General features: G+C 71.4%; 18 protein-coding genes. 6 read left to right on the forward strand and 12 right to left on the reverse strand.

The genetic code is table 11. The features are described 5' to 3' along the window. Positions 1–123: 123 nt before the first annotated feature. A complete protein-coding gene (locus tag ABZ937_RS02695) occupies positions 124–576 on the forward strand; it encodes a hypothetical protein (RefSeq protein WP_361684905.1) in 453 nt (150 codons plus the stop codon). A gap of 19 nt (positions 577–595) precedes the next feature. On the opposite strand, the gene ABZ937_RS02700 is transcribed toward ABZ937_RS02695, so the two are convergent. Both ABZ937_RS02700 and ABZ937_RS02705 read right to left on the reverse strand, forming a co-directional pair. Next, positions 596–2293 (reverse strand): PLP-dependent aminotransferase family protein, encoded by a 1698-nt coding sequence (locus tag ABZ937_RS02700; protein WP_361684907.1) that lies wholly within the window; start codon positions 2291–2293, stop codon positions 596–598. 25 nt (positions 2294–2318) lie between these two features. Beyond that, on the reverse strand, positions 2319–3020 hold the full coding sequence (locus ABZ937_RS02705; protein ID WP_361685405.1) for a phenylalanine--tRNA ligase beta subunit-related protein: 702 nt from the start codon (positions 3018–3020) through the stop codon (positions 2319–2321). Between the two features lie 250 nt (positions 3021–3270). On the opposite strand from ABZ937_RS02705, the gene ABZ937_RS02710 reads away from it, so the two are divergent. From ABZ937_RS02710 to ABZ937_RS02720, 3 genes are all read left to right on the forward strand, one after another. Further along, entirely contained in the window at positions 3271–4176 is a 906-nt protein-coding gene (locus ABZ937_RS02710; RefSeq protein WP_361684908.1) for a methylenetetrahydrofolate reductase, read from the forward strand. A gap of 81 nt (positions 4177–4257) precedes the next feature. Beyond that, a complete protein-coding gene (locus tag ABZ937_RS02715) occupies positions 4258–5736 on the forward strand; it encodes an AlkA N-terminal domain-containing protein (protein ID WP_361684909.1) in 1479 nt (492 codons plus the stop codon). Positions 5737–5747: 11 nt separating this feature from the next. After that, the gene (locus ABZ937_RS02720; protein ID WP_361684911.1) at positions 5748–6230 is read left to right on the forward strand and encodes a methylated-DNA--[protein]-cysteine S-methyltransferase; all 483 of its coding nucleotides are present in this window, start codon (positions 5748–5750) and stop codon (positions 6228–6230) included. Between the two features lie 6 nt (positions 6231–6236). Here the strand turns inward: ABZ937_RS02720 and ABZ937_RS02725 are convergent, their stop codons facing one another. Beyond that, a complete protein-coding gene (locus tag ABZ937_RS02725) occupies positions 6237–6974 on the reverse strand; it encodes a Sir2 family NAD-dependent protein deacetylase (RefSeq protein ID WP_361684913.1) in 738 nt (245 codons plus the stop codon). A gap of 113 nt (positions 6975–7087) precedes the next feature. On the opposite strand from ABZ937_RS02725, the gene ABZ937_RS02730 reads away from it, so the two are divergent. After that, the gene (locus tag ABZ937_RS02730; RefSeq protein WP_361684915.1) at positions 7088–7288 is read left to right on the forward strand and encodes a DUF2191 domain-containing protein; all 201 of its coding nucleotides are present in this window, start codon (positions 7088–7090) and stop codon (positions 7286–7288) included. 4 nt (positions 7289–7292) lie between these two features. Here ABZ937_RS02730 and ABZ937_RS02735 read toward each other — a convergent pair whose 3' ends face one another. Together ABZ937_RS02735 and ABZ937_RS02740 are read right to left on the reverse strand one after the other, a co-directional pair. Beyond that, positions 7293–7787: an NUDIX hydrolase gene (locus ABZ937_RS02735; RefSeq protein WP_361684917.1), complete on the reverse strand. Its 495-nt coding sequence runs from the start codon at positions 7785–7787 to the stop codon at positions 7293–7295. Positions 7788–7815: 28 nt separating this feature from the next. Beyond that, a complete protein-coding gene (locus ABZ937_RS02740) occupies positions 7816–8889 on the reverse strand; it encodes an ADP-ribosylglycohydrolase family protein (protein ID WP_361684919.1) in 1074 nt (357 codons plus the stop codon). 165 nt (positions 8890–9054) lie between these two features. Here ABZ937_RS02740 and ABZ937_RS02745 point away from each other — a divergent pair, with 165 nt between their 5' ends. Further along, positions 9055–10191 carry a glycerate kinase gene (locus tag ABZ937_RS02745; protein WP_361684921.1) on the forward strand — a complete coding sequence of 379 codons (1137 nt, stop codon included), beginning with the start codon at positions 9055–9057 and terminating at the stop codon, positions 10189–10191. 88 nt (positions 10192–10279) lie between these two features. Here the strand turns inward: ABZ937_RS02745 and pssA are convergent, their stop codons facing one another. From pssA to ccrA, 7 genes are all read right to left on the reverse strand, one after another. After that, positions 10280–11098 (reverse strand): CDP-diacylglycerol--serine O-phosphatidyltransferase, encoded by an 819-nt coding sequence (pssA, locus tag ABZ937_RS02750; protein ID WP_361685407.1) that lies wholly within the window; start codon positions 11096–11098, stop codon positions 10280–10282. Positions 11099–11120: 22 nt separating this feature from the next. Beyond that, entirely contained in the window at positions 11121–11777 is a 657-nt protein-coding gene (locus tag ABZ937_RS02755) for a phosphatidylserine decarboxylase (protein ID WP_361684923.1), read from the reverse strand. 169 nt (positions 11778–11946) lie between these two features. Next, a complete protein-coding gene (locus ABZ937_RS02760) occupies positions 11947–13161 on the reverse strand; it encodes an acyl-CoA dehydrogenase family protein (RefSeq protein WP_361684925.1) in 1215 nt (404 codons plus the stop codon). Beyond that, entirely contained in the window at positions 13161–13673 is a 513-nt protein-coding gene (locus ABZ937_RS02765; RefSeq protein WP_019757884.1) for a MaoC family dehydratase, read from the reverse strand. The genes ABZ937_RS02760 and ABZ937_RS02765 overlap by 1 nt, the downstream gene beginning before the upstream one ends. A 5-nt stretch (positions 13674–13678) precedes the next feature. Beyond that, a complete protein-coding gene (locus ABZ937_RS02770; RefSeq protein ID WP_361684927.1) occupies positions 13679–14641 on the reverse strand; it encodes a CoA ester lyase in 963 nt (320 codons plus the stop codon). Then, positions 14638–16665 (reverse strand): protein meaA, encoded by a 2028-nt coding sequence (locus ABZ937_RS02775; protein WP_361684929.1) that lies wholly within the window; start codon positions 16663–16665, stop codon positions 14638–14640. Before ABZ937_RS02775 ends, ABZ937_RS02770 begins: the two co-directional genes overlap by 4 nt. An 18-nt stretch (positions 16666–16683) precedes the next feature. Continuing rightward, complete coding sequence (gene ccrA, locus ABZ937_RS02780; protein ID WP_361685409.1) at positions 16684–18021, reverse strand: crotonyl-CoA carboxylase/reductase; 1338 nt, start codon at positions 18019–18021, stop codon at positions 16684–16686. Positions 18022–18475 lie beyond the last annotated feature (454 nt).

Raw genomic sequence — 18475 nt, forward strand, 5'->3', positions numbered from 1 at the left:
GGTCACCCGAACGGAGTAGTTCCCGGTGCGTACGGCGGTCGGCTGGCCAACGCTCGGAGTGCCCGTGTGCACCCCGCGGGAGACGTGCGTACGGCACGCGCGGGGAGACGGAAAGGACCACTCATGAGCCAGGCAGCGCAACCCACCGGACCGGACACCTCGGGCGGCTCGTGGCCGCCGCGGCAGCCCACGGCACGCGGTGCCGGATGGGTGACCGGCGGCGTCACCTTCGCCGGAGCCCTGATGGTGTGCAGCGGCATCCTCGCCATCCTCCAGGGGATCGCCGCCGTCGCCAAGGACGAGGTCTACGCCCTCGTCGGCAACTACGTCTACCGGATAAACCTCACCGGCTGGGGCGTGATCCACATCGTCATCGGCGCCCTGGTCCTCGTGACCGGCATCGGCCTGCTCAAGGACATGACCTGGGCCCGCTTCGCCGGTCTGTTCCTGGCCTCGCTCAGCCTGATCGCGCAGTTCCTCTTCCTGCCGTACCAGCCCATCTGGTCGTTCGTCATGATAGCGATCGACGTCTTCGTGATCTGGGCGCTGGCGTCCCGTCAGGAAGCGGTGGGCTGAGGCCCCGGCAGGCCGCCGGTCAGCCCAGCGCGCGCAAGGTACTGCCGAGCAGCGCCACGCCCTCGGCGACGACACCCGGCGGGGTGGCCGCGTAGCCGAGGACCAGACCGGGCGGGCCGGGCAACTGCCGGTGCCAGGAGAGCGGCTGGCACTTCACACCGCGGGCGAGTGCCGCCGCGGCGAACGCGGTGTCGGGTACGTCCGACGCGTACGTCACCGTCAGATGCAGGCCCGCCGCGGCACCGTGCACCCGTGCGCCCGGGAGGTGCTCGGCGAGGGCGGCGATCATCGCGTCCCGGCGCCTGCGGTGCCGCCCGCGCAACAGCCGTAGATGCCGCTCCAGTTCACCGGACTCCATCAGCCGGGCGAGCACCAGCTGCGGCAGCACCGCGTTGCCCAGGTCGTTGAAGCGTTTGGCGTCGACCAGCGCGGCGCGGTGCCGGGCCGGCGCCACCAGCCAGCCGATCCGCAGCGCCGGTGCGAGCAGCTTCGACACGCTGCCCAGGTAGCAGACCCGGTCGGCCAGCAGAGCGCGCAGCGCGGGGACCGGGGGCCGGTCGTAGCGGTGCTCCGCGTCGTAGTCGTCCTCCAGGATCAGACCGCCGTCCCGCGCCCACTCCAGCAGCTCACGCCGGCGTTCGCCGCTGGTCACCACGCCGGTCGGGAACTGATGGGCGGGCGTGAGCAGGACCGCGCGGGCGCCGGTCGCCCGGAGCGCGTCGACCCGTACGCCCTCCTCGTCGACCGGCACCGGCGGGGTGGCGAGGCCGCCGTTCCGCAGGTGCTGGCGGGCTCCGAGCGAGCCCGGATCCTCCACCGCGACCGCGTCGACGCCGTCCGCCCGCAGCACCGGGTGCAGCAGCGTGAGCGCCTGCGCGGTGCCCGCGACGATCAGCACCGCGTCCGGCTCCACCCGTACCCCCCGCACCCGGGCGAGCCAGTCGGCGACGGCCCGCCGCAGCCGGGGCGCGCCGCGCGGGTCGCCGTAGCCGAGGTGCTCGGCGGACAACTCGGCGAGCACGGCCCGCTCGGCCCGCAGCCAGGCGGACCGGGGGAAGGTGGTGAGGTCGGGACGGCCGGGGGTGAAGTCGACGACGGCCGGCACGGCCCGCAACGCATCGAACACCTCGGCCCCGGGTTCACCGACGAAGAGGGTGCCGGGGGCAGTGGGGCCGCCGAGGGAATCGGGAAGAACGGGGCCGTCGAGGGGGCTGGGGGCGACGGGGCCGCTGAGGGCGCTGTCCGCAACAGGCCCACCGACAGCACCGGTTGCAACACGGCCACTGGCACACGAGAGGCCGCCTCCGTCAGTGCGGCCGGCGCCGCCCGCATGCCCCGCGTTCCCTGAACCCGGCGCCCCCCGCTTCCCCCGCCCATCGTCGGGAACCGTCGGCACGCCACTCACGAACGGTGCCGCGACCACCACCGTTCCCGCGCGTCGGCGGCCCGCCACCTGGCCGTCCTCCGCGAGTCGTCGGTACGCCTCGGTCACCACTCCCCGGGAGACCCGCAGCTCAGCGGCGAGCACGCGGGTCGGCGGGAGTCTGCTGCCGAGCGCCAGCCGGCCGTCGGCTATCGCCTGCCGCAGCCGTCCGGCCAGCCACTCCGCCTTCCCGCCGGCGGGCACGTCGGCGACGGCCAGCTGGAGGAAGTCGGAGCCTCGCGTCGGCGTGTCCCCCGTGCCCGCTGTGCCCCGCCCCTCGTCCACCTTGCTCATGCTGTCACGTGCCCGCGAGGCACTGTCAGGTGTCGAAGGTGAACTCGGGCGTGGCCGGGCCGAGGAGCGCCGTGCCGGTGGTGGCTCCCCAATGAGTCGCCACCTCCTCCTCGACCGTCTTCAGCACCTCGGCCACGACATCCGCGCCGCCGTCGTGCATCGCCTCAGCCACCACCAGCACCCGGCCGGTGTGCGCGCCGACCGCCGAGTGCCCGCTCTGCCGATGGGTCCAGCGGCGGGCGTGCGCCCGGCCCGCGGAGTCGGCGTAGGTCACCTCGCCGGGCGCGGGATGCTCGACGCCCCCGCCGAACGGCGTGTACGTCTCGTCCCCGCGCGCCGGGCGGACCTCCAGCAGCGGCCCGGTGACCCGGTCGACGTCGAGGACCGCGACCGGCACCGCGTACGCCACCGAGATCGCGTTGCACAGGTCCACCAGCGGGTGGATGCGCGGCAGCTCGCCCTCCTTCCGCAGCCGGCGCAGCAGGGACTCCGAGGCGGACCGGTACTGGGTCGGCTTCACGCCCATCCGGGTGAAGGTCCGCCGCCAGGCCAGCACCTCGGGGAACTCGCCCTCGGTGGCCCGCTCCAGCCGGGCCACGGCCCGGGCGGTGTACGCGGCGGCGCGCTCACGGGTGTCCGCGGGGGCGCCGACGCCGGCGGCGTACAGCGCGCCGGCGGACAGTTCGGGGTACGCGGCCCAGACCGCGTCCGCGTGCCGGAATCGCATGGTCACGCCACCACCGCTCCGGATCCGGGGTTCGGTGAAAAGCTCAACGGGACCTCCTCGATGATCGGGAACACCTTCACCCTGCCCCGTGCTTGGTCCGGTGGCCAGGGCCAAACACGGCCCGGTCCACAGGTCCATAAACCGGGTCCGGCGCCCCTGGCCCGGGGCCGTCGCGGCCCGCATGGCATCATCGGCCGGGCCGGACCACCGACCGGCACGAGCAGCACGACGAGCAAGCACCAGGAGCACCATGAACCCCGCTCTCACCGACGCGCCCGAGGGCGGTGCCACCCGCTCGCACGCCGCCGCGCTGCTCGACGACTTCTCGCTGGAGATGACCGGCAAGGACGTGCCCAGGCTGGAGGAGGCGCGCGACAGCATCCCGCCGGGCACCCGGATCAACGTCACCTTCCTGGCCGGCGAGGACACCGCCACCCGGCTGACGGCCGCCCGCGCGGTGAAACGGCTCGGCTTCGTCCCCGTACCGCACATCTCCGCGCGCCGCCTGCCCTCCCGGCCCGCCCTGGAGGAGTTCCTCGCCGGGCTCGCCGCCGACGGCACCGCCGAGAACGTGTTCGTCGTCGGCGGCGACCCCGCCCGGCCCGAGGGTCCCTACGAGGACGCCCTCGCCGTCCTGCGCACCGGGCTGCTGCGCCACCACGGCGTCCGGCACGTCGGTATCACCGGCTACCCCGAGGGCCACCCCGGCATAGCCGACGGGACCCTGTGGTCGGCGCTCACGGACAAGGCGGCGGCCATCGGCGCCGACCGGTTCACCGGTGACGTCATCACCCAGTTCGGCTTCGACGTCGACCCGGTCCTCGGCTGGCTGGAGGCCCTGCGCGACCGGGGCGTGCACCTGCCTGTCCGCATCGGCGTCCCCGGACCGGCCGGTGTACGCCGGCTGCTGGGCTACGCCACCCGGTTCGGCGTCGGCACTAGCGCCTCCGTCGCCCGCAAGTACGGGTTCTCGCTGACCAACCTCATGGGCACGACCGGCCCGGACCGCTTCCTGCACACGCTGGCCGACCACTACGACCCCGCCCGGCACGGCACGGTGAAGGTGCACTTCTACACGTTCGGCGGGCTGCGCACCACCGCCGAGTGGATCGCCGGGTTCCGGCAGCGGAGCGCCCCGGCCACACACCCGGCATGAATCGGCCGGGCCCCTGGCCAGGCCCACGTACGTGTCGGAATTCCGCCAGCGGCCGTGCCCCCGGTGCCCGATGCTGGACGTATGCAGACAGGGATGCACCTCGACCGGGAGCACTGCGTACGCGCCGTGCAGTCCAAGGACGCGCGGTTCGACGGATGGTTCTTCACGGCCGTCCTCACCACCCGGATCTACTGCCGTCCGAGCTGCCCGGTCGTGCCGCCCAAGCCGGAGAACATGACCTTCTACCCGAGCGCCGCCGCCTGCCAGCAGGCCGGCTTCCGGGCCTGCAAGCGCTGCCGCCCCGACACCAGCCCCGGCTCCCCGGAGTGGAACCTGCGCGCCGACCTGGTGGCCCGGGCCATGCGGCTGATCGCCGACGGTGTCGTGGACCGCGAGGGCGTGCCCGGACTCGCCGCCCGGCTCGGCTACAGCACCCGGCAGGTGGAGCGGCAGCTGCTCGCCGAGCTGGGCGCCGGCCCCCTCGCGCTCGCCCGAGCCCAGCGCGCCCAGACCGCGCGGCTGCTGATCGAGACGACCCCGCTGCCCATGGCGGAGATCGCGTTCGCGGCCGGCTTCTCCTCCATCCGCACCTTCAACGACACCGTTCGCGAGGTCTTCGCGCTGTCCCCGAGCGAGCTGCGCGCGCGGGCGCCCAGGAGCGGCGCGGGCACCCCCGGCGTGCTCACCCTGCGGCTGCCGTTCCGCGCGCCGCTCAACCCGTCCAACCTCTTCGGCCACCTCGCCGCCACCGCCGTACCCGGCGTCGAGGAGTGGTGCGACGGCGCCTACCGGCGCACCCTGCGGCTGCCGTACGGCCACGGCATCGTCGCCCTCTCACCCCGCCCCGACCACATCGCCTGCCGGCTCACCCTGAGCGATCTGCGCGACCTGACCGTGGCCATCAGCCGCTGCCGCCGCCTGCTCGACCTGGACGCCGACCCGGTCGCCGTGGACGACCGGCTGCGCACGGACCCGGTGCTCGCCCCCCTGGTCGACCAGGCCCCGGGCCGCCGGGTACCGCGCACCGTGGACGAGGCCGAGTTCGCCGTCCGGGCCGTGCTCGGGCAGCAGGTCTCCACGGCCGCCGCCCGCACCCACGCCGCCCGCCTGGTCACCGCGCACGGCAAGCCCCTGGACGACCCCGAGGGCGGCCTCACCCATCTCTTCCCGTCGCCCGAGGCGCTGGCCGCCGTCGACCCCGGGACCCTGGCCATGCCCCGCACCCGGCGCACCACCCTCCTCACCCTCGTCCGTCAACTCGCCGACGGCGACCTTCACCTGGGTGTGGACGCCGACTGGGCAGAGGCCCGCGCCCGGCTCCTCGCGCTGCCCGGCTTCGGGCCGTGGACGGTGGACGTCATCGCCATGCGGGCCCTCGGCGACCCCGACGCGTTCCTGCCCACCGACCTCGGCATCCGGCGCGCCGCAAAGGAGCTGGGCCTGCCGTCCACCCCGGCCGCGCTCACCGCCCGCGTGGAGAACTGGCGCCCCTGGCGGGCGTACGCGGTGCAGTATCTGTGGGCGACCGACAGCCACCCGATCAACTTCCTGCCCGTATAAGGACCTTGGACATGAAGCAGCACACCGTCATCGACAGCCCCTACGGCCCGCTCACGCTCGTCGCCGACGACGGCGTCCTGTGCGGCCTCTACATGACCGACCAGCGCCATCGCCCGTCGGAGGAGACGTTCGGCACGCTCGACGACGCCCCCTTCGGGGAGGCCGAGGAGCAGCTCGATGCCTACTTCGCGGGCGAGTTGAAGGAGTTCACCCTCGAACTCCGCCTGAACGGAACCCCGTTCCAGCGCAGCGTCTGGGAGCAGCTGACCCGGATCCCGTACGGCGAGACGCGCTCGTACGGCCAACTGGCCGACGCCCTGGGCAACCCCAAGGCGTCCCGCGCCGTCGGTCTCGCCAACGGGAAGAACCCGGTCGGCATCATCGTGCCCTGCCACCGCGTCATCGGCGCGGGCGGTGACCTCACCGGCTACGGCGGCGGCCTGGACCGCAAGCGCCGCCTGCTGGACTTCGAACGCGGCACCGCGCTCTTCTGACAGGGCCTAGTCGCCGAAGCGCCGGCCCAGGTCGCGCAGCAACGGCGGCAGCGCGGTGCCGATCGGCTCCCGTACGACCTCGTCGGCGCGTTCGTCGTACGGCGTCGGCTCGGCGTTGACGATGATCAGGTGGGCGCCGTTGTCGGCGGCCACCCCGACCAGCCCGGCGGCGGGCTGCACCTGCAGGCTGCTGCCGACGGCGACGAACACCGTGCACGCCTTGCTGATCGCCAGGGCATCGCCGAGGACCACCGGATCCAGCCGCTGGCCGAACATCACGGTCGCCGACTTCAGGATGCCCCCGCACTCCAGGCACGCCGGGTCCTCCTCACCGGCGTCCACCCGGGCGAGCGCGTCCTCCATCGACCCCCGCGCCCGGCACCCCGTGCACACCACGCCGTGCGCGCTGCCGTGCAGTTCGAGCACCTTGCGGGCGGGCACCCCGGCGAGCTGGTGCAGCCCGTCCACGTTCTGCGTGATGACCCGCACCGGGACGCCGGACCGCTCCAGCTCGGCGACGGCCCGGTGCGCCGCGTTCGGCTCGGCCCCGAGCGTGCGGCTCTCGCGCCGCATCTGCCAGGACCGCCGCCGGATCTCCGGATCCGCCATGTAGTACTCGTACGTCACGAGCTTCTCGGCCTCCGGATCCCGCCGCCACAGCCCGTTCGGCCCGCGGTAGTCGGGGATTCCGGAGTCGGTGGAGATACCGGCCCCGCTGAGCAGGGCGACGAGAGGCTTGGCCATGCCATCGAGCGTAGGGCGGGACGGCGGGCCTCCGCGAACGAATATCGCTCAACCGTTCCCCGGGTCGGCGGATTCGGCCCCGGCGGGGAGCCCGCCGGTGCTAGCGTCCCGGCATGGCCAAGGTGACTGTCTCGCTCGATGCCCAGCTCGTCGTGGAGGTCATGGTGCTCGCGGGGGTGGGCAATCCGCAGGACGCCGTCGAGCTGGTCGTGCGGGACTACATCCAGCGCGGGCACCGGACCGAGGCACGGATCGCCGCCCGGGACGAGGCGCTGCGCGAGGTGGACACCAAGCCGCGGGACCCGGAGGGCTGAGCGGTCAGGCCACCCGGTGGCCGTGCTCCAGTTCCACCGTGCCGGAGCCGTCCGCGAGGACGTCCAGGGCGGCCAGCACGCGGCGGCCGAGCGCGCCGGGCAGATGGGCGGTGAGGTCGTCGCGGGCGACCAGGCGCCAGGACAGCAGCTCCTCCTCCTGGAGGCGGATGGACTTCAGCTCGGCCTCGGTGAGGACGCCACCGTCGTACAGGTACGCCACCAGCGGCGGCCGGCCCGTGCCGCTCACCCAGTCCACCGCCAGCAGCCGGCCCGGCTCGCGGTCCAGGCCGATCTCCTCCAGCGTCTCCCGGCGGGCGCCCTGGCGAGGCGTCTCCCCCGCGTCGGACTCGATCGTCCCGCCCGGCAGCGCCCAGCCGTCGCGGTAGTTGGGCTCGACGAGCAGCACCCGCCCCTCGGCGTCCCGGAAGAGCGCGGCGGCACCGGCGAGGACACGGGGCAGGCTCGCGATGTACGCGGCGAAGTCAGGAGTGGTGGTCATTGGGGAAGGGTAACCAGTCACCCGGCCGCTACGTCCCGTTCGTCGCCAGGCGCAGGGTGCGTTCGGCCAGCGCACTGATCCGTACGCCGTCGAAGCCGAACACCGCGCTGCGCACCGTGTCCTCCAGCGGCTCCCGCCACTGGGCCGGGATCGCGTCCGCCCCGGTGAGGACGCCGGCCACCGAGCCGGCCGTCGCCCCGTTGGAGTCGGTGTCCAGGCCGCCGCGCACGGTCAGGGCGACGGTCCGGGTGAAGTCGCCGTCGCCGTACAGCAGCCCGGCGGTGAGGACGGCGGCGTTCGGGACGGTGTGGATCCAGCCGAGCCCGGCGGTCTCCGCGGACACCGTGGCCAGGGTCTCCTCCCAGGGCAGCCGGGTCTCGTGCAGGCTCGTGACCCGCCGTACCGTACGGGCCAGGCGGCTGCTCGCCGGGACGACCGTGAGCGCCGTGTCCAGGGCGTCCCGGACGGTCGGGGCGGTGAAGGCCGCCGCGATGAGCGCGGCCGCCCACATGGCGCCGTAGACGCCGTTGCCGGTGTGCGAGAGCACCGCGTCCCGGCGGGCCAGACCGGCGGCCCGGACGGGATCGCCGGGGCAGGTCCAGCCGTAGACGTCGGCGCGGATCAGCGCGCCGATCCACTCCTGGTACGGGTTGTCGTACGTCGCCGTCAGCGGCGGCTTCATCCCGTTCGCGAGGTTCCGGTACGCCGCCCGTTCCGCCGTGAAGGTCTGCAGGTACGGCAGCCGGAGCAGCCACAGGTCGCCGACCTGCTCGGTGCTGAAGCCGAAGCCGTGGGTCTCCAGCAGGTGCAGGCCGAGGATCGCGTAGTCGACGTCGTCGTCCCGGCAGCTGCCGTGGATCCGGCCGCGCACACAGCTCCGCCACTCCGGGCGCAGTACGGCGGCCTCGGCCGGGTCGGCGGGCTCGGGGAGGTAGTCGGTCAGCGGCAGGGCCGCGGCCCGGCGCAGATAGCGGTCGATGCGGTCGCGGGTCCACACGTCGCCCTGTTCGACCGGTTTGCCGAGCATGTTGCCGGCGATCCGGCCCAGCCAGCCGCCGTGGACGCGGTCGGCGAGGGAGGACTCGGTGCGCTGGGTGCTCATGGCAGGGGTGTACCCGTTTCGCCCCGCCGGCTCTCAGCCGTTTCCCAGGGTGCGGGCGGGGCATGACGGCGGGGGTGTCCTGCGGTTATGGTCACAGCGGCGCGACTGGCCCTGACATGCGCGGGGCCCGCAGAGCAAGGGGAAGACAAGGTGGCGGACGCTGCAGTGAACGAGACCCGTCGGGTGCTCATCGCCGCGGACAAGTTCAAGGGCTCGCTGACGGCCGTGCAGGTCGCCGAGCGGGTGACGGCCGGGTTGCGCCGTGTCGTGCCGGATCTCGACGTCGAGGCGCTGCCCGTGGCCGACGGCGGCGACGGGACCGTGGACGCGGCGGTCGCGGCCGGCTTCGAACGGCACGAGATCCGGGTCGCCGGGCCGCTCGGCCAGGAGGTGACGGCCGCGTTCGCGCTGCGCGGGGACACCGCGGTGGTGGAGATGGCCGAGGCGAGCGGACTCCAGCGCCTCCCGGCCGGGGTCTTCGCCCCGCTCACCGCCTCGACGTACGGCTCCGGGGAGCTGCTGCGGGCCGCGCTGGACGCGGGCGCGCGGACGATCGTGTTCGGTGTCGGCGGCAGCGCCACGACGGACGGCGGGGCCGGGATGCTGTCCGCGCTGGGCGCCCGGTTCCTCACCGAGGACGGCGAACCGGTGCCCCCGGGCGGCGGCGGCCTCGCCGAGCTGGCCCGCGCCGACCTCTCCGGTCTCGACCCCCGGCTGTCCTCGGTCGAACTGGTGCTGGCCAGCGACGTCGACAACCCGCTGACCGGGCCGAAGGGCGCGCCGGCGGTGTACGGCCCGCAGAAGGGGGCCTCACCGGACGACGTGGCGACCCTGGACGCGGCGCTGGCCCACTTCGCGAAGGTCCTGGAGGCCGAGGCCGGGCCGCGGGCCGCGGCGTACGCGGCGTCGCCCGGCGCGGGCGCGGCCGGCGGCATCGGCTACGGCGCCCTCCTCCTCGGCGCCGGGTTCCGCCCTGGTATCGAGGTCATGCTGGACGTCCTGGGCTTCGCGCCCGCGCTGGAGCGGGCCTCGCTGGTGATCACCGGGGAGGGTTCGCTGGACGAGCAGACGCTGCACGGGAAGGCGCCGGCGGGAGTCGCCGCCGCGGCTCGGGCCGCGGGCAAGGAGGTCGTGGCGGTGTGCGGCCGGCTCGCTCTGCCGGAGGAGGCGTTGCTGCGGGCCGGTATCGGGCGGGCCTACCCCCTCACCTCGGTCGAGCCGGACGTCACCAAGTGCATCGCGGACGCCGGCCCGATCCTGGAGCGCGTCGCCGCCCGCATCGCCGAGAACCACCTGAGCTGAACCCCCTGGGGGCGGAGCCCCCAGGGCGCGGGCACAAGAGAGGGCCCCCTACCCATCCCGGGTAAGGGGCCCTTCGTCGTACGCCGGGCTACGGCAACTGCGCGGCCCGAGCCTCACGGCGATTGTCGCGGAAGTTGTTCACCCGCCGAGCCGTGGCGAACAGCGGAATCACCGCGCCCATGACCAGCTGCAGCGCGCAGCCCGTCTGGAGCAGCAGCTGACCGCTCGGCGCGTCGAAGGCCCAGGCCACCAGCAGGCCCATCGACACGACGATCCACGACAGCATGGCCACGGCCAGCCGGCCGCGCGGCTTCGGGTACTCCACCCGGCTCACCATCAGCCACGCCGTCCCCAGGATCGCCAGCAGCGTCGCCACGAACGGCAGCTCCAGCAGCACGATCGACACGACAGTCAGTGCGCCGAACGGTGAGGGCATGCCCTGGAACATGCCGTCCTTCATCGTCACGCAGCTGAAGCGGGCGAGTCTCAGCACCACCGCCAGCAGCACCACGATGGCGCCCACGGCGGCCACCCGCTGGTGGGCGTCGTCCGCGACCATGCCGTAGACGAGCACGAAGTACGCGGGCGCGAGGCCGAAGCTGATCAGGTCGGACAGGTTGTCCAGCTCGGCGCCCATGGGGGAGGAGCGCAGCTTCCTCGCCACCAGTCCGTCGAACAGGTCGAACACGGCCGCGCACAGCATCAGGATGACCGCCGTGGCCGCGCTGTGGCGGGTCATGCCGGTCGCCGGGCTGCCGGTGAGGTCCGGGATCAGGATCCCGGTGGTGGTGAAGTACACCGCCATGAAGCCGCACGTGGCGTTGCCCAGCGTGAGGGTGTCCGCTATCGACAGGCGGAGCGAGAGGGGCATCTCCTCCTCGTCGTCCACCTCGTCGGCCTCGGGCACCCAGCCTGCCTGGGTCTCCGGATCAATCACGGTCAATGCGAGTCACCCCAGCCACGGTCTTCTGTCCGACCTCGACCGCGACCTCCACGCCCTCGGGCAGGTAGAGGTCGACACGCGAGCCGAAGCGGATCAGACCGATGCGGTCGCCCTGCTCGACCTTCGTGCCCTCCGGGATGTAGGGCACGATGCGGCGGGCCACCGCGCCGGCGATCTGGATCATCTCGATGTCGCCGAGTTCGGTGTCGAAATGCCAGACTACGCGCTCGTTGTTCTCGCTCTCCTTGTTGAAAGCCGGAACAAAGCCGCCGGGGATGTGCTCGACCGACGTCACCGTGCCCGAGAGGGGCGCGCGGTTGACGTGCACGTTGAGCGGGCTCATGAAGATCGCGACGCGGGTACGCCCGTCCTTCCACGGCATGATGCTCTGCACCACACCGTCGGCGGGCGAGATGACCCGGCCCTGGGCGATCTCGCGCTCGGGGTCGCGGAAGAACCACAGCATGCCCGCCGCGAGTGCGGTGGCGGGCACGGCCACGGCCTTCGCCACGCCGGAGCGGCGGGCGCGGGCCAGGCTGAGGGCTGCGGTGGCGACGGTCGGGAGAAGCCACGGCGATGCTCCGCGCGCGAGGCGTGCGCCTACCAGGCTGTCGCGGTGTGCAGAGGTTTGGCTGTGGGGCATGGATGACCTTCGTAGCGGATGATGCCGCGCTCAACGGGGGACGGCGGCTTTCCGGGGATCGTACCGGGCGCGGCCTACAACTGGGCAAGCCAGGCAGCCGAGTCGGCGGCTGAAGAGTGCCTACGGGGTGTGATCTTCTTCTCGAAGAAAACACCCCGTATCCGGACAATCAGCCCTGGAATCGATACTCTTCGAGCAGCCTGCGCCCGATGATCATTTTCTGGATCTCGGCGGTACCTTCACCGATGAGCAGCATCGGGGCCTCCCGGTAGAGGCGCTCGATCTCGTACTCCTTGGAGAAGCCGTAGCCGCCGTGGATCCGGAAGGCGTCCTCCACGACCTCCTTGCAGTACTCGGAGGCGAGGTACTTCGCCATCCCTGCTTCGAGGTCGTTTCGTTCCCCGGAGTCCTTTTTGCGTGCCGCATTGACCATCATGGCATGCGCGGCCTCGACCTTGGTGCCCATCTCGGCCAGCTTGAACTGGATGGCCTGGTGCTGGGCGATCGGCTTGCCGAAGGTGTGCCGCTGCTGGGCGTACTGGACGCCGAGCTCGAAGGCGCGCTGCGCGACGCCGCAGCCGCGTGCCGCCACATTGACGCGGCCGACCTCGACGCCGTCCATCATTTGGTAAAAACCTCGGCCGGTGACCCCGCCGAGCACCCGATCGGCCGGAAGGCGCAGGCCATCCATGATCAACTCGGTGGTGTCGACACCCTTGTAGCCCATCTTCTCGATCTTGCCGGGGATGGTGAGGCCCGGGCGGACCTCGCCGAAGCCAGGCTCCTTCTCGATCAGGAAGGTGGTCATCGACTTGTGCGGCTTGGCGGCCGCCTCTTCGGGGGTGAGTCCTTCGTCACTCCGGACCAGGACGGCCACGAGCGACGACGTGCCGCCGTTCGTCAGCCACATCTTCTGACCGTTCAGGACGTACTCCTCGCCGTCCTTGACCGCCTTCGACGTGATCGCCGACACATCGGAGCCCAGGCCCGGCTCCGACATCGAGAAGGCTCCCCGGATGTCGCCGGCCGCCATCCTCGGCAGGAAGTGGTCCTTCTGCTCCTGGGTGCCGTGCTGCTTGAGCATGTACGCGACGATGAAGTGGGTGTTGATGATGCCGGACACCGACATCCAGCCACGGGCGATCTCCTCCACGCACAGCGCGTAGGTGAGGAGCGACTCGCCCAGGCCCCCGTACTCCTCGGGGATCATCAGACCGAACAGGCCGAGTTCCTTCAGGCCGTCCACGATCTGCTGCGGGTACTCGTCGCGGTGCTCCAGCTCGGTCGCGACAGGGATGATCTCCTTGTCGACAAAGTCCCGGACGGTGGAGAGGATCTCCTGCTGGACGTCGGTCAGACCGGCGGTCTGGGCGAGGCGCGCCATTACTTCTCCTGCTGCTTCAGCTCCGGGCGGCCGGGCTGCTCGCCGCCGCGCTCCTTGATGTAGGTCTCGGTGGGCACCATGACCTTGCGGCGGAAGACGCACACCAGGGTGCCGTCCTGCTTGTAGCCCTTGGTCTCGACGTAGACGATGCCGCGGTCGTTCTTCGACTTCGACGGCCACTTGTCGAGCACGGTCGTCTCGCCGTAGATCGTGTCGCCGTGGAAGGTCGGCGCCACGTGCTTGAGCGACTCGATCTCCAGGTTGGCGATGGCCTTGCCGGAGATGTCCGGCACGCTCATGCCGAGCAGCAGCGAGTAGATGTAGTTCCCGACCACCACGTTCTTGCCGAAGTCCGTCGTCTTCTCGGCGTAGTTGGTGTCCATGTGGAGCGGGTGGTGGTTCATGGTGAGGAGACAGAACAGGTGGTCGTCGTACTCCGTGACCGTCTTGCCCGGCCAGTGCTTGTACGTCGCCCCGACCTCGAACTCCTCGTAGGTCCGTCCGAACTGCATCGCGCTCAGGCCTCCGGGATCTCGAACTTGCTGGTGCGCTGCATGCCGGCGGCGCGGCCCTTGCCGGAGATGACCAGGGCCATCTTGCGGCTGGCCTCGTCGATCATCTCGTCGCCGAGCATCGCGGAGCCCTTCTTGCCGCCCGCCTCGGACGTGTAGTAGTCGTACGCGTCCAGGATCAGCTCGGCGTGGTCGTAGTCCTCCTGGGAGGGCGAGAAGATCTCGTTGGACGCCTCGACCTGGCCCGGGTGCAGCACCCACTTGCCGTCGAAGCCGAGCGCGGCGGCGCGCTGGGCGACCTCGCGGTAGCCGTCGATGTTGCGGATCTGGAGGTAGGGGCCGTCGATCGCCTGGAGGTTGTTGGCGCGGGCGGCCATCAGGATCTTCATCAGGATGTAGTGGTAGGCGTCCGCCGGGTAGCCGGGCGGCTGCTCGCCCACGACCAGCGACTTCATGTTGATGGAGGCCATGAAGTCGGCCGGGCCGAAGATGATCGTCTCGACGCGCGGCGAGGCCTGCGCGATCGCGTTGACGTTGTTGAGGCCCTGCGCGTTCTCGATCTGTGCCTCGATGCCGATCTTGCCGACCTCGAAGCCCATGGTCTTCTCGATCTGCGTCAGCAGCAGGTCCAGGGCGACGATCTGCTCGGCGTTCTGGACCTTCGGCAGCATGATGCAGTCGAGGTTCTGGCCGGCGCCCTCGACGACGGTCACGACGTCGCGGTACGTCCACTCGGTCGTCCAGTCGTTGACACGCACGACACGCGTCTTGCCGGTCCAGTCACCCTCGTTGAGGAACTTGACGATGGTGTGCCGCGCCTCGGGCTTGGCGAGCGGGGCGCACGCGTCCTCCAGGTCCAGGAAGACCTGGTCCGCGGGGAGGCCCTGCGCCTTCTCCAGGAAGCGCGGGTTGCTGCCCGGTACGGCCAGGCAGGAGCGCCGCGGGCGAAGGCGGTTGACGGTCGTCATGCGGGGACCTCCAGGGGGTCGAGCTTGTTCGCTTTCCGGATCTCGTCGACGATGCGGCCGATGATTCCGGTGATGTCGAAGTCCTTCGGGGTGAAGACCGCGGCCACTCCGGCGGCCCGCAGCTCTTCGGCGTCACCATTCGGGATGATGCCACCGGCGATCACCGGTATATCTGTGGCACCGGCCACACGGAGCCGCTCCAGGACGTCCGGGACCAGCTGGGCGTGCGAGCCGGACAGGATCGACAGGCCCACCGCGTGCACGTCCTCGGCCAGGGCCGCGTCCACGATCTGCTCGGGGGTGAGCCGGATGCCCTGGTAGACCACCTCGAAGCCGGCGTCCCGCGCGCGGACGGCGATCTGCTCGGCGCCGTTGGAGTGCCCGTCCAGGCCGGGCTTGCCGACCAGGAAGCGCAAGCGGGCGACGCCCAGGTCGCGGGCGGTGTCGTCCACCTTGGCGCGGACCTCCGCGAGGGCCGAGCCGGCCTCGACGGGGACGGCCACCGGCGCCGAGGACACCCCGGTGGGCGCCCGGTACTCGCCGAACACCTCGCGCAGGGCGCCCGCCCACTCCCCGGTGGTGACCCCGGCGCGGGCGCACTCGAGGGTGGCCTCCATGAGGTTGTCGGTGCCCTTCGCGGCCTCCTTCAGCCGCTCCAGCGCCTTGCAGGGGCGCGGGTGGTTGAAGGGCGGCTGGTAGCGGGTGTCCCGCCAGCGCTGGAGCGACTCGATGACCCGGTTCTCGACCGCCGGGTCCACCGTCTGGATCGCGGTGTCCAGGTCGGCCGTCAGCGGGTTCGGCTCGGTGCCCTCGAAGACGTTGACACCGACGATCTTCTCCTGGCCGGACTCGATCCGGGCCCGGCGCTCGGCGTGCGAGGAGACCAGCTGCGACTTCAGGTAGCCGGACTCCACGGCGGCCATCGCACCGCCCATCTCCTGGATCCGGTCGATCTCCGCGAGGGTGTCCTGGACCAGCTGGTCCACCTTCGCCTCGATCACCTTCGAGCCCTCGAAGATGTCCTCGTACTCCAGCAGATCGCTCTCGTAGGCGAGCACCTGCTGGATGCGCAGGCTCCACTGCTGGTCCCAGGGCCGGGGCAGCCCCAGGGCCTCGTTCCAGGCGGGCAGCTGCACGGCACGCGCGCGTGCGTCCTTGGACAGGGTCACCGCGAGCATCTCCAGCACGATCCGCTGGACGTTGTTCTCCGGCTGCGCCTCGGTCAGCCCGAGGGAGTTGACCTGGACGCCGTAGCGGAAACGGCGCTGCTTGGGGTTCTCGATGCCGTACCGCTCACGCGTGATCTTGTCCCAGATGCGGCCGAACGCCCGCATCTTGCACATCTCCTCGATGAAGCGGACGCCCGCGTTCACGAAGAAGGAGATGCGCGCGACCACGTCGCCCATGCGCTCCGGCGGCACCTGGCCGGAGTCGCGCACGGCGTCCAGTACGGCGATCGCGGTGGACATCGCGTACGCGATCTCCTGCACCGGCGTGGCCCCGGCCTCCTGCAGGTGGTAGCTGCAGATGTTGATCGGGTTCCACTTCGGGATGTGGGAGACCGTGTACGCGATCATGTCCGTCGTCAGGCGGAGCGAGGGTCCCGGCGGGAAGACGTGCGTCCCGCGGGACAGGTACTCCTTGACGATGTCGTTCTGGGTCGTGCCCTGGAGCTGGGTGATGTCCGCGCCCTGCTCCTCGGCGACGACCTGGTAGAGCGCCAGCAGCCACATGGCGGTGGCGTTGATCGTCATCGAGGTGTTCATCTGCTCCAGGGGGATGTCCTGGAACAGCCGGCGCATGTCACCGAGGTGCGCGACGGGCACGCCCACCCGGCCGACCTCGCCGCGGGCGAGGATGTGGTCGGAGTCGTAGCCGGTCTGTGTCGGCAGGTCGAACGCGACCGACAGGCCGGTCTGGCCCTTGGCGAGGTTGCGCCGGTACAGCTCGTTGGACGCCTCGGCCGTGGAGTGACCGGCGTACGTCCGCATGAGCCACGGACGGTCCTTCTGACGCTCTGTCATCTATGACTCTCCGGGCCCTCAGATGTTCCGGAAGCGGTTGATCGCGTCGAGGTGCTTGGCGCGCATCTCCTCGTCGCGCACGCCGAGGCCTTCCTCGGGCGCGAGGCACAGCACACCGACCTTGCCCTGGTGCAGGTTGCGGTGGACGTCGTAGGCGGCCTGACCGGTCTCCTCCAGGGAGTAGGTCTTCGACAGCGTCGGGTGGATCTTGCCCTTCGCGATGAGCCGGTTGGCCTCCCAGGCCTCGCGGTAGTTGGCGAAGTGCGAGCCGATGATCCGCTTCAGCGACATCCACAGATAGCGGTTGTCGTACTCGTGCATGTAGCCCGAGGTCGAGGCGCACGTGGTGATGGTGCCGCCCTTGCGGGTGACGAACACCGAGGCGCCGAAGGTCTCGCGGCCGGGGTGCTCGAAGACGATGTCGATGTCCTCGCCGCCGGTCAGCTCGCGGATGCGCTTGCCGAAGCGCTTCCACTCCTTCGGGTCCTGGGTGTTCTCGTCCTTCCAGAACTTGTAGCCCTCGGCGTTGCGGTCGATGATCGCCTCGGCGCCCATCGAGCGGCAGATGTCCGCCTTCTGGTCGCTGGAGACGACACAGATCGGGTTGGCGCCGCCGGCCAGCGCGAACTGGGTGGCGTACGAGCCGAGTCCGCCGCTCGCGCCCCAGATCAGGACGTTGTCGCCCTGCTTCATGCCGGCGCCGTTGCGGGACACCAGCTGCCGGTACGCGGTGGAGTTGACCAGGCCCGGAGCGGCGGCCTCCTCCCAGCTCAGGTGCTGCGGCTTGGGCATCAGCTGGTTGGACTTGACGAGCGCGATCTCGGCGAGGCCGCCGAAGTTGGTCTCGAAGCCCCAGATCCGCTGCTCGGGGTCGAGCATCGTGTCGTTGTGGCCGTCGGAGGACTCCAGCTCGACGGAGAGGCAGTGCGCGACGACCTCGTCACCGGGCTTCCAGGCGTTCACGCCGGGGCCGGTGCGCAGGACGACGCCCGCGAGGTCGGAGCCGATGATGTGGTACGGCAGGTCGTGGCGCTTGGTGAGCTCGCTGAGCTTGCCGTAGCGCTCCAGGAAGCCGAACGTCGGCAGCGGCTCGAAGATCGAGGTCCACACCGAGTTGTAGTTGACCGAGGAGGCCATGACGGCCACCAGGGCCTCGCCGGGGCCCAGTTCGGGCACCGGCACCTCGTCCAGGTGGATCGACTTGCGCGGGTCCTTGTCGCGGGTCGCGAGGCCCGCGAACATCTCCGTTTCGTCCTTGTGGACGGTGATCGCGCGGTACGACTCGGGGAGCGGCAGGGCGGCGAAGTCGGCGGACGTGGCGTCCTTCGACTGGATCGCGTCCAGGATGTCCTTCACGGTCACGGTGTTGCCTCCGGCGGTGAGCGCCCTGAGGGAGGGGCGCTGGGGGATCGTCGGTGCTGCTGAGTGCTGCTGAGGGTTTTTGAAAAGGTGTGCCGTCGGTTCGGCTCGGTGGTGCTTCGGCAGCGCTTTGTGGCGCGGGAGGTTGCCTGTGACGCAGGCGTCCGGGCGCGCAGGCCATGAGCTTGCGGGGACAGCCGGCGAACGAAAGGTCTCTGCTCGCCGGCCGCCCGGACACCTTCAACGTATGACACCGCGTGTCAGGTGGCAAGGCACTGAGTGCCAGAACTTGCTCTCAGATGAAATCTTTACGCAACAAATGAGCGATGATCGATCAGGGCGGGGCACAAACAAACGGGCGGGGGGGGGGGGGGGGGGGGGGCGCCCCCCCGGGGGGGGGGGGGGGTGGGCGGTGTGAGTGTCCCTTGTGGGACGGGGGTGGGGGGGCGCG

The sequence above is a fragment of the Streptomyces sp. NPDC046727 genome (assembly GCF_040645635.1).
Taxonomy (GTDB): domain Bacteria; phylum Actinomycetota; class Actinomycetes; order Streptomycetales; family Streptomycetaceae; genus Streptomyces.

Bases quoted from the DNA above. Each gene is read 5' to 3' on its own strand.
- ABZ937_RS02695 (WP_361684905.1), top strand. From the start codon at position 124: ATGAGCCAGGCAGCGCAACCCACCGGACCGGACACCTCGGGCGGCTCG.
- ABZ937_RS02700 (WP_361684907.1), bottom strand. From the start codon at position 2,293: ATGAGCAAGGTGGACGAGGGGCGGGGCACAGCGGGCACGGGGGACACG.
- ABZ937_RS02705 (WP_361685405.1), bottom strand. From the start codon at position 3,020: ATGCGATTCCGGCACGCGGACGCGGTCTGGGCCGCGTACCCCGAACTG.
- ABZ937_RS02710 (WP_361684908.1), top strand. From the start codon at position 3,271: ATGAACCCCGCTCTCACCGACGCGCCCGAGGGCGGTGCCACCCGCTCG.
- ABZ937_RS02715 (WP_361684909.1), top strand. From the start codon at position 4,258: ATGCAGACAGGGATGCACCTCGACCGGGAGCACTGCGTACGCGCCGTG.
- ABZ937_RS02720 (WP_361684911.1), top strand. From the start codon at position 5,748: ATGAAGCAGCACACCGTCATCGACAGCCCCTACGGCCCGCTCACGCTC.
- ABZ937_RS02725 (WP_361684913.1), bottom strand. From the start codon at position 6,974: ATGGCCAAGCCTCTCGTCGCCCTGCTCAGCGGGGCCGGTATCTCCACC.
- ABZ937_RS02730 (WP_361684915.1), top strand. From the start codon at position 7,088: ATGGCCAAGGTGACTGTCTCGCTCGATGCCCAGCTCGTCGTGGAGGTC.
- ABZ937_RS02735 (WP_361684917.1), bottom strand. From the start codon at position 7,787: ATGACCACCACTCCTGACTTCGCCGCGTACATCGCGAGCCTGCCCCGT.
- ABZ937_RS02740 (WP_361684919.1), bottom strand. From the start codon at position 8,889: ATGAGCACCCAGCGCACCGAGTCCTCCCTCGCCGACCGCGTCCACGGC.
- ABZ937_RS02755 (WP_361684923.1), bottom strand. From the start codon at position 11,777: ATGCCCCACAGCCAAACCTCTGCACACCGCGACAGCCTGGTAGGCGCA.
- ABZ937_RS02760 (WP_361684925.1), bottom strand. From the start codon at position 13,161: ATGGCGCGCCTCGCCCAGACCGCCGGTCTGACCGACGTCCAGCAGGAG.
- ABZ937_RS02765 (WP_019757884.1), bottom strand. From the start codon at position 13,673: ATGCAGTTCGGACGGACCTACGAGGAGTTCGAGGTCGGGGCGACGTAC.
- ABZ937_RS02770 (WP_361684927.1), bottom strand. From the start codon at position 14,641: ATGACGACCGTCAACCGCCTTCGCCCGCGGCGCTCCTGCCTGGCCGTA.
- ABZ937_RS02775 (WP_361684929.1), bottom strand. From the start codon at position 16,665: ATGACAGAGCGTCAGAAGGACCGTCCGTGGCTCATGCGGACGTACGCC.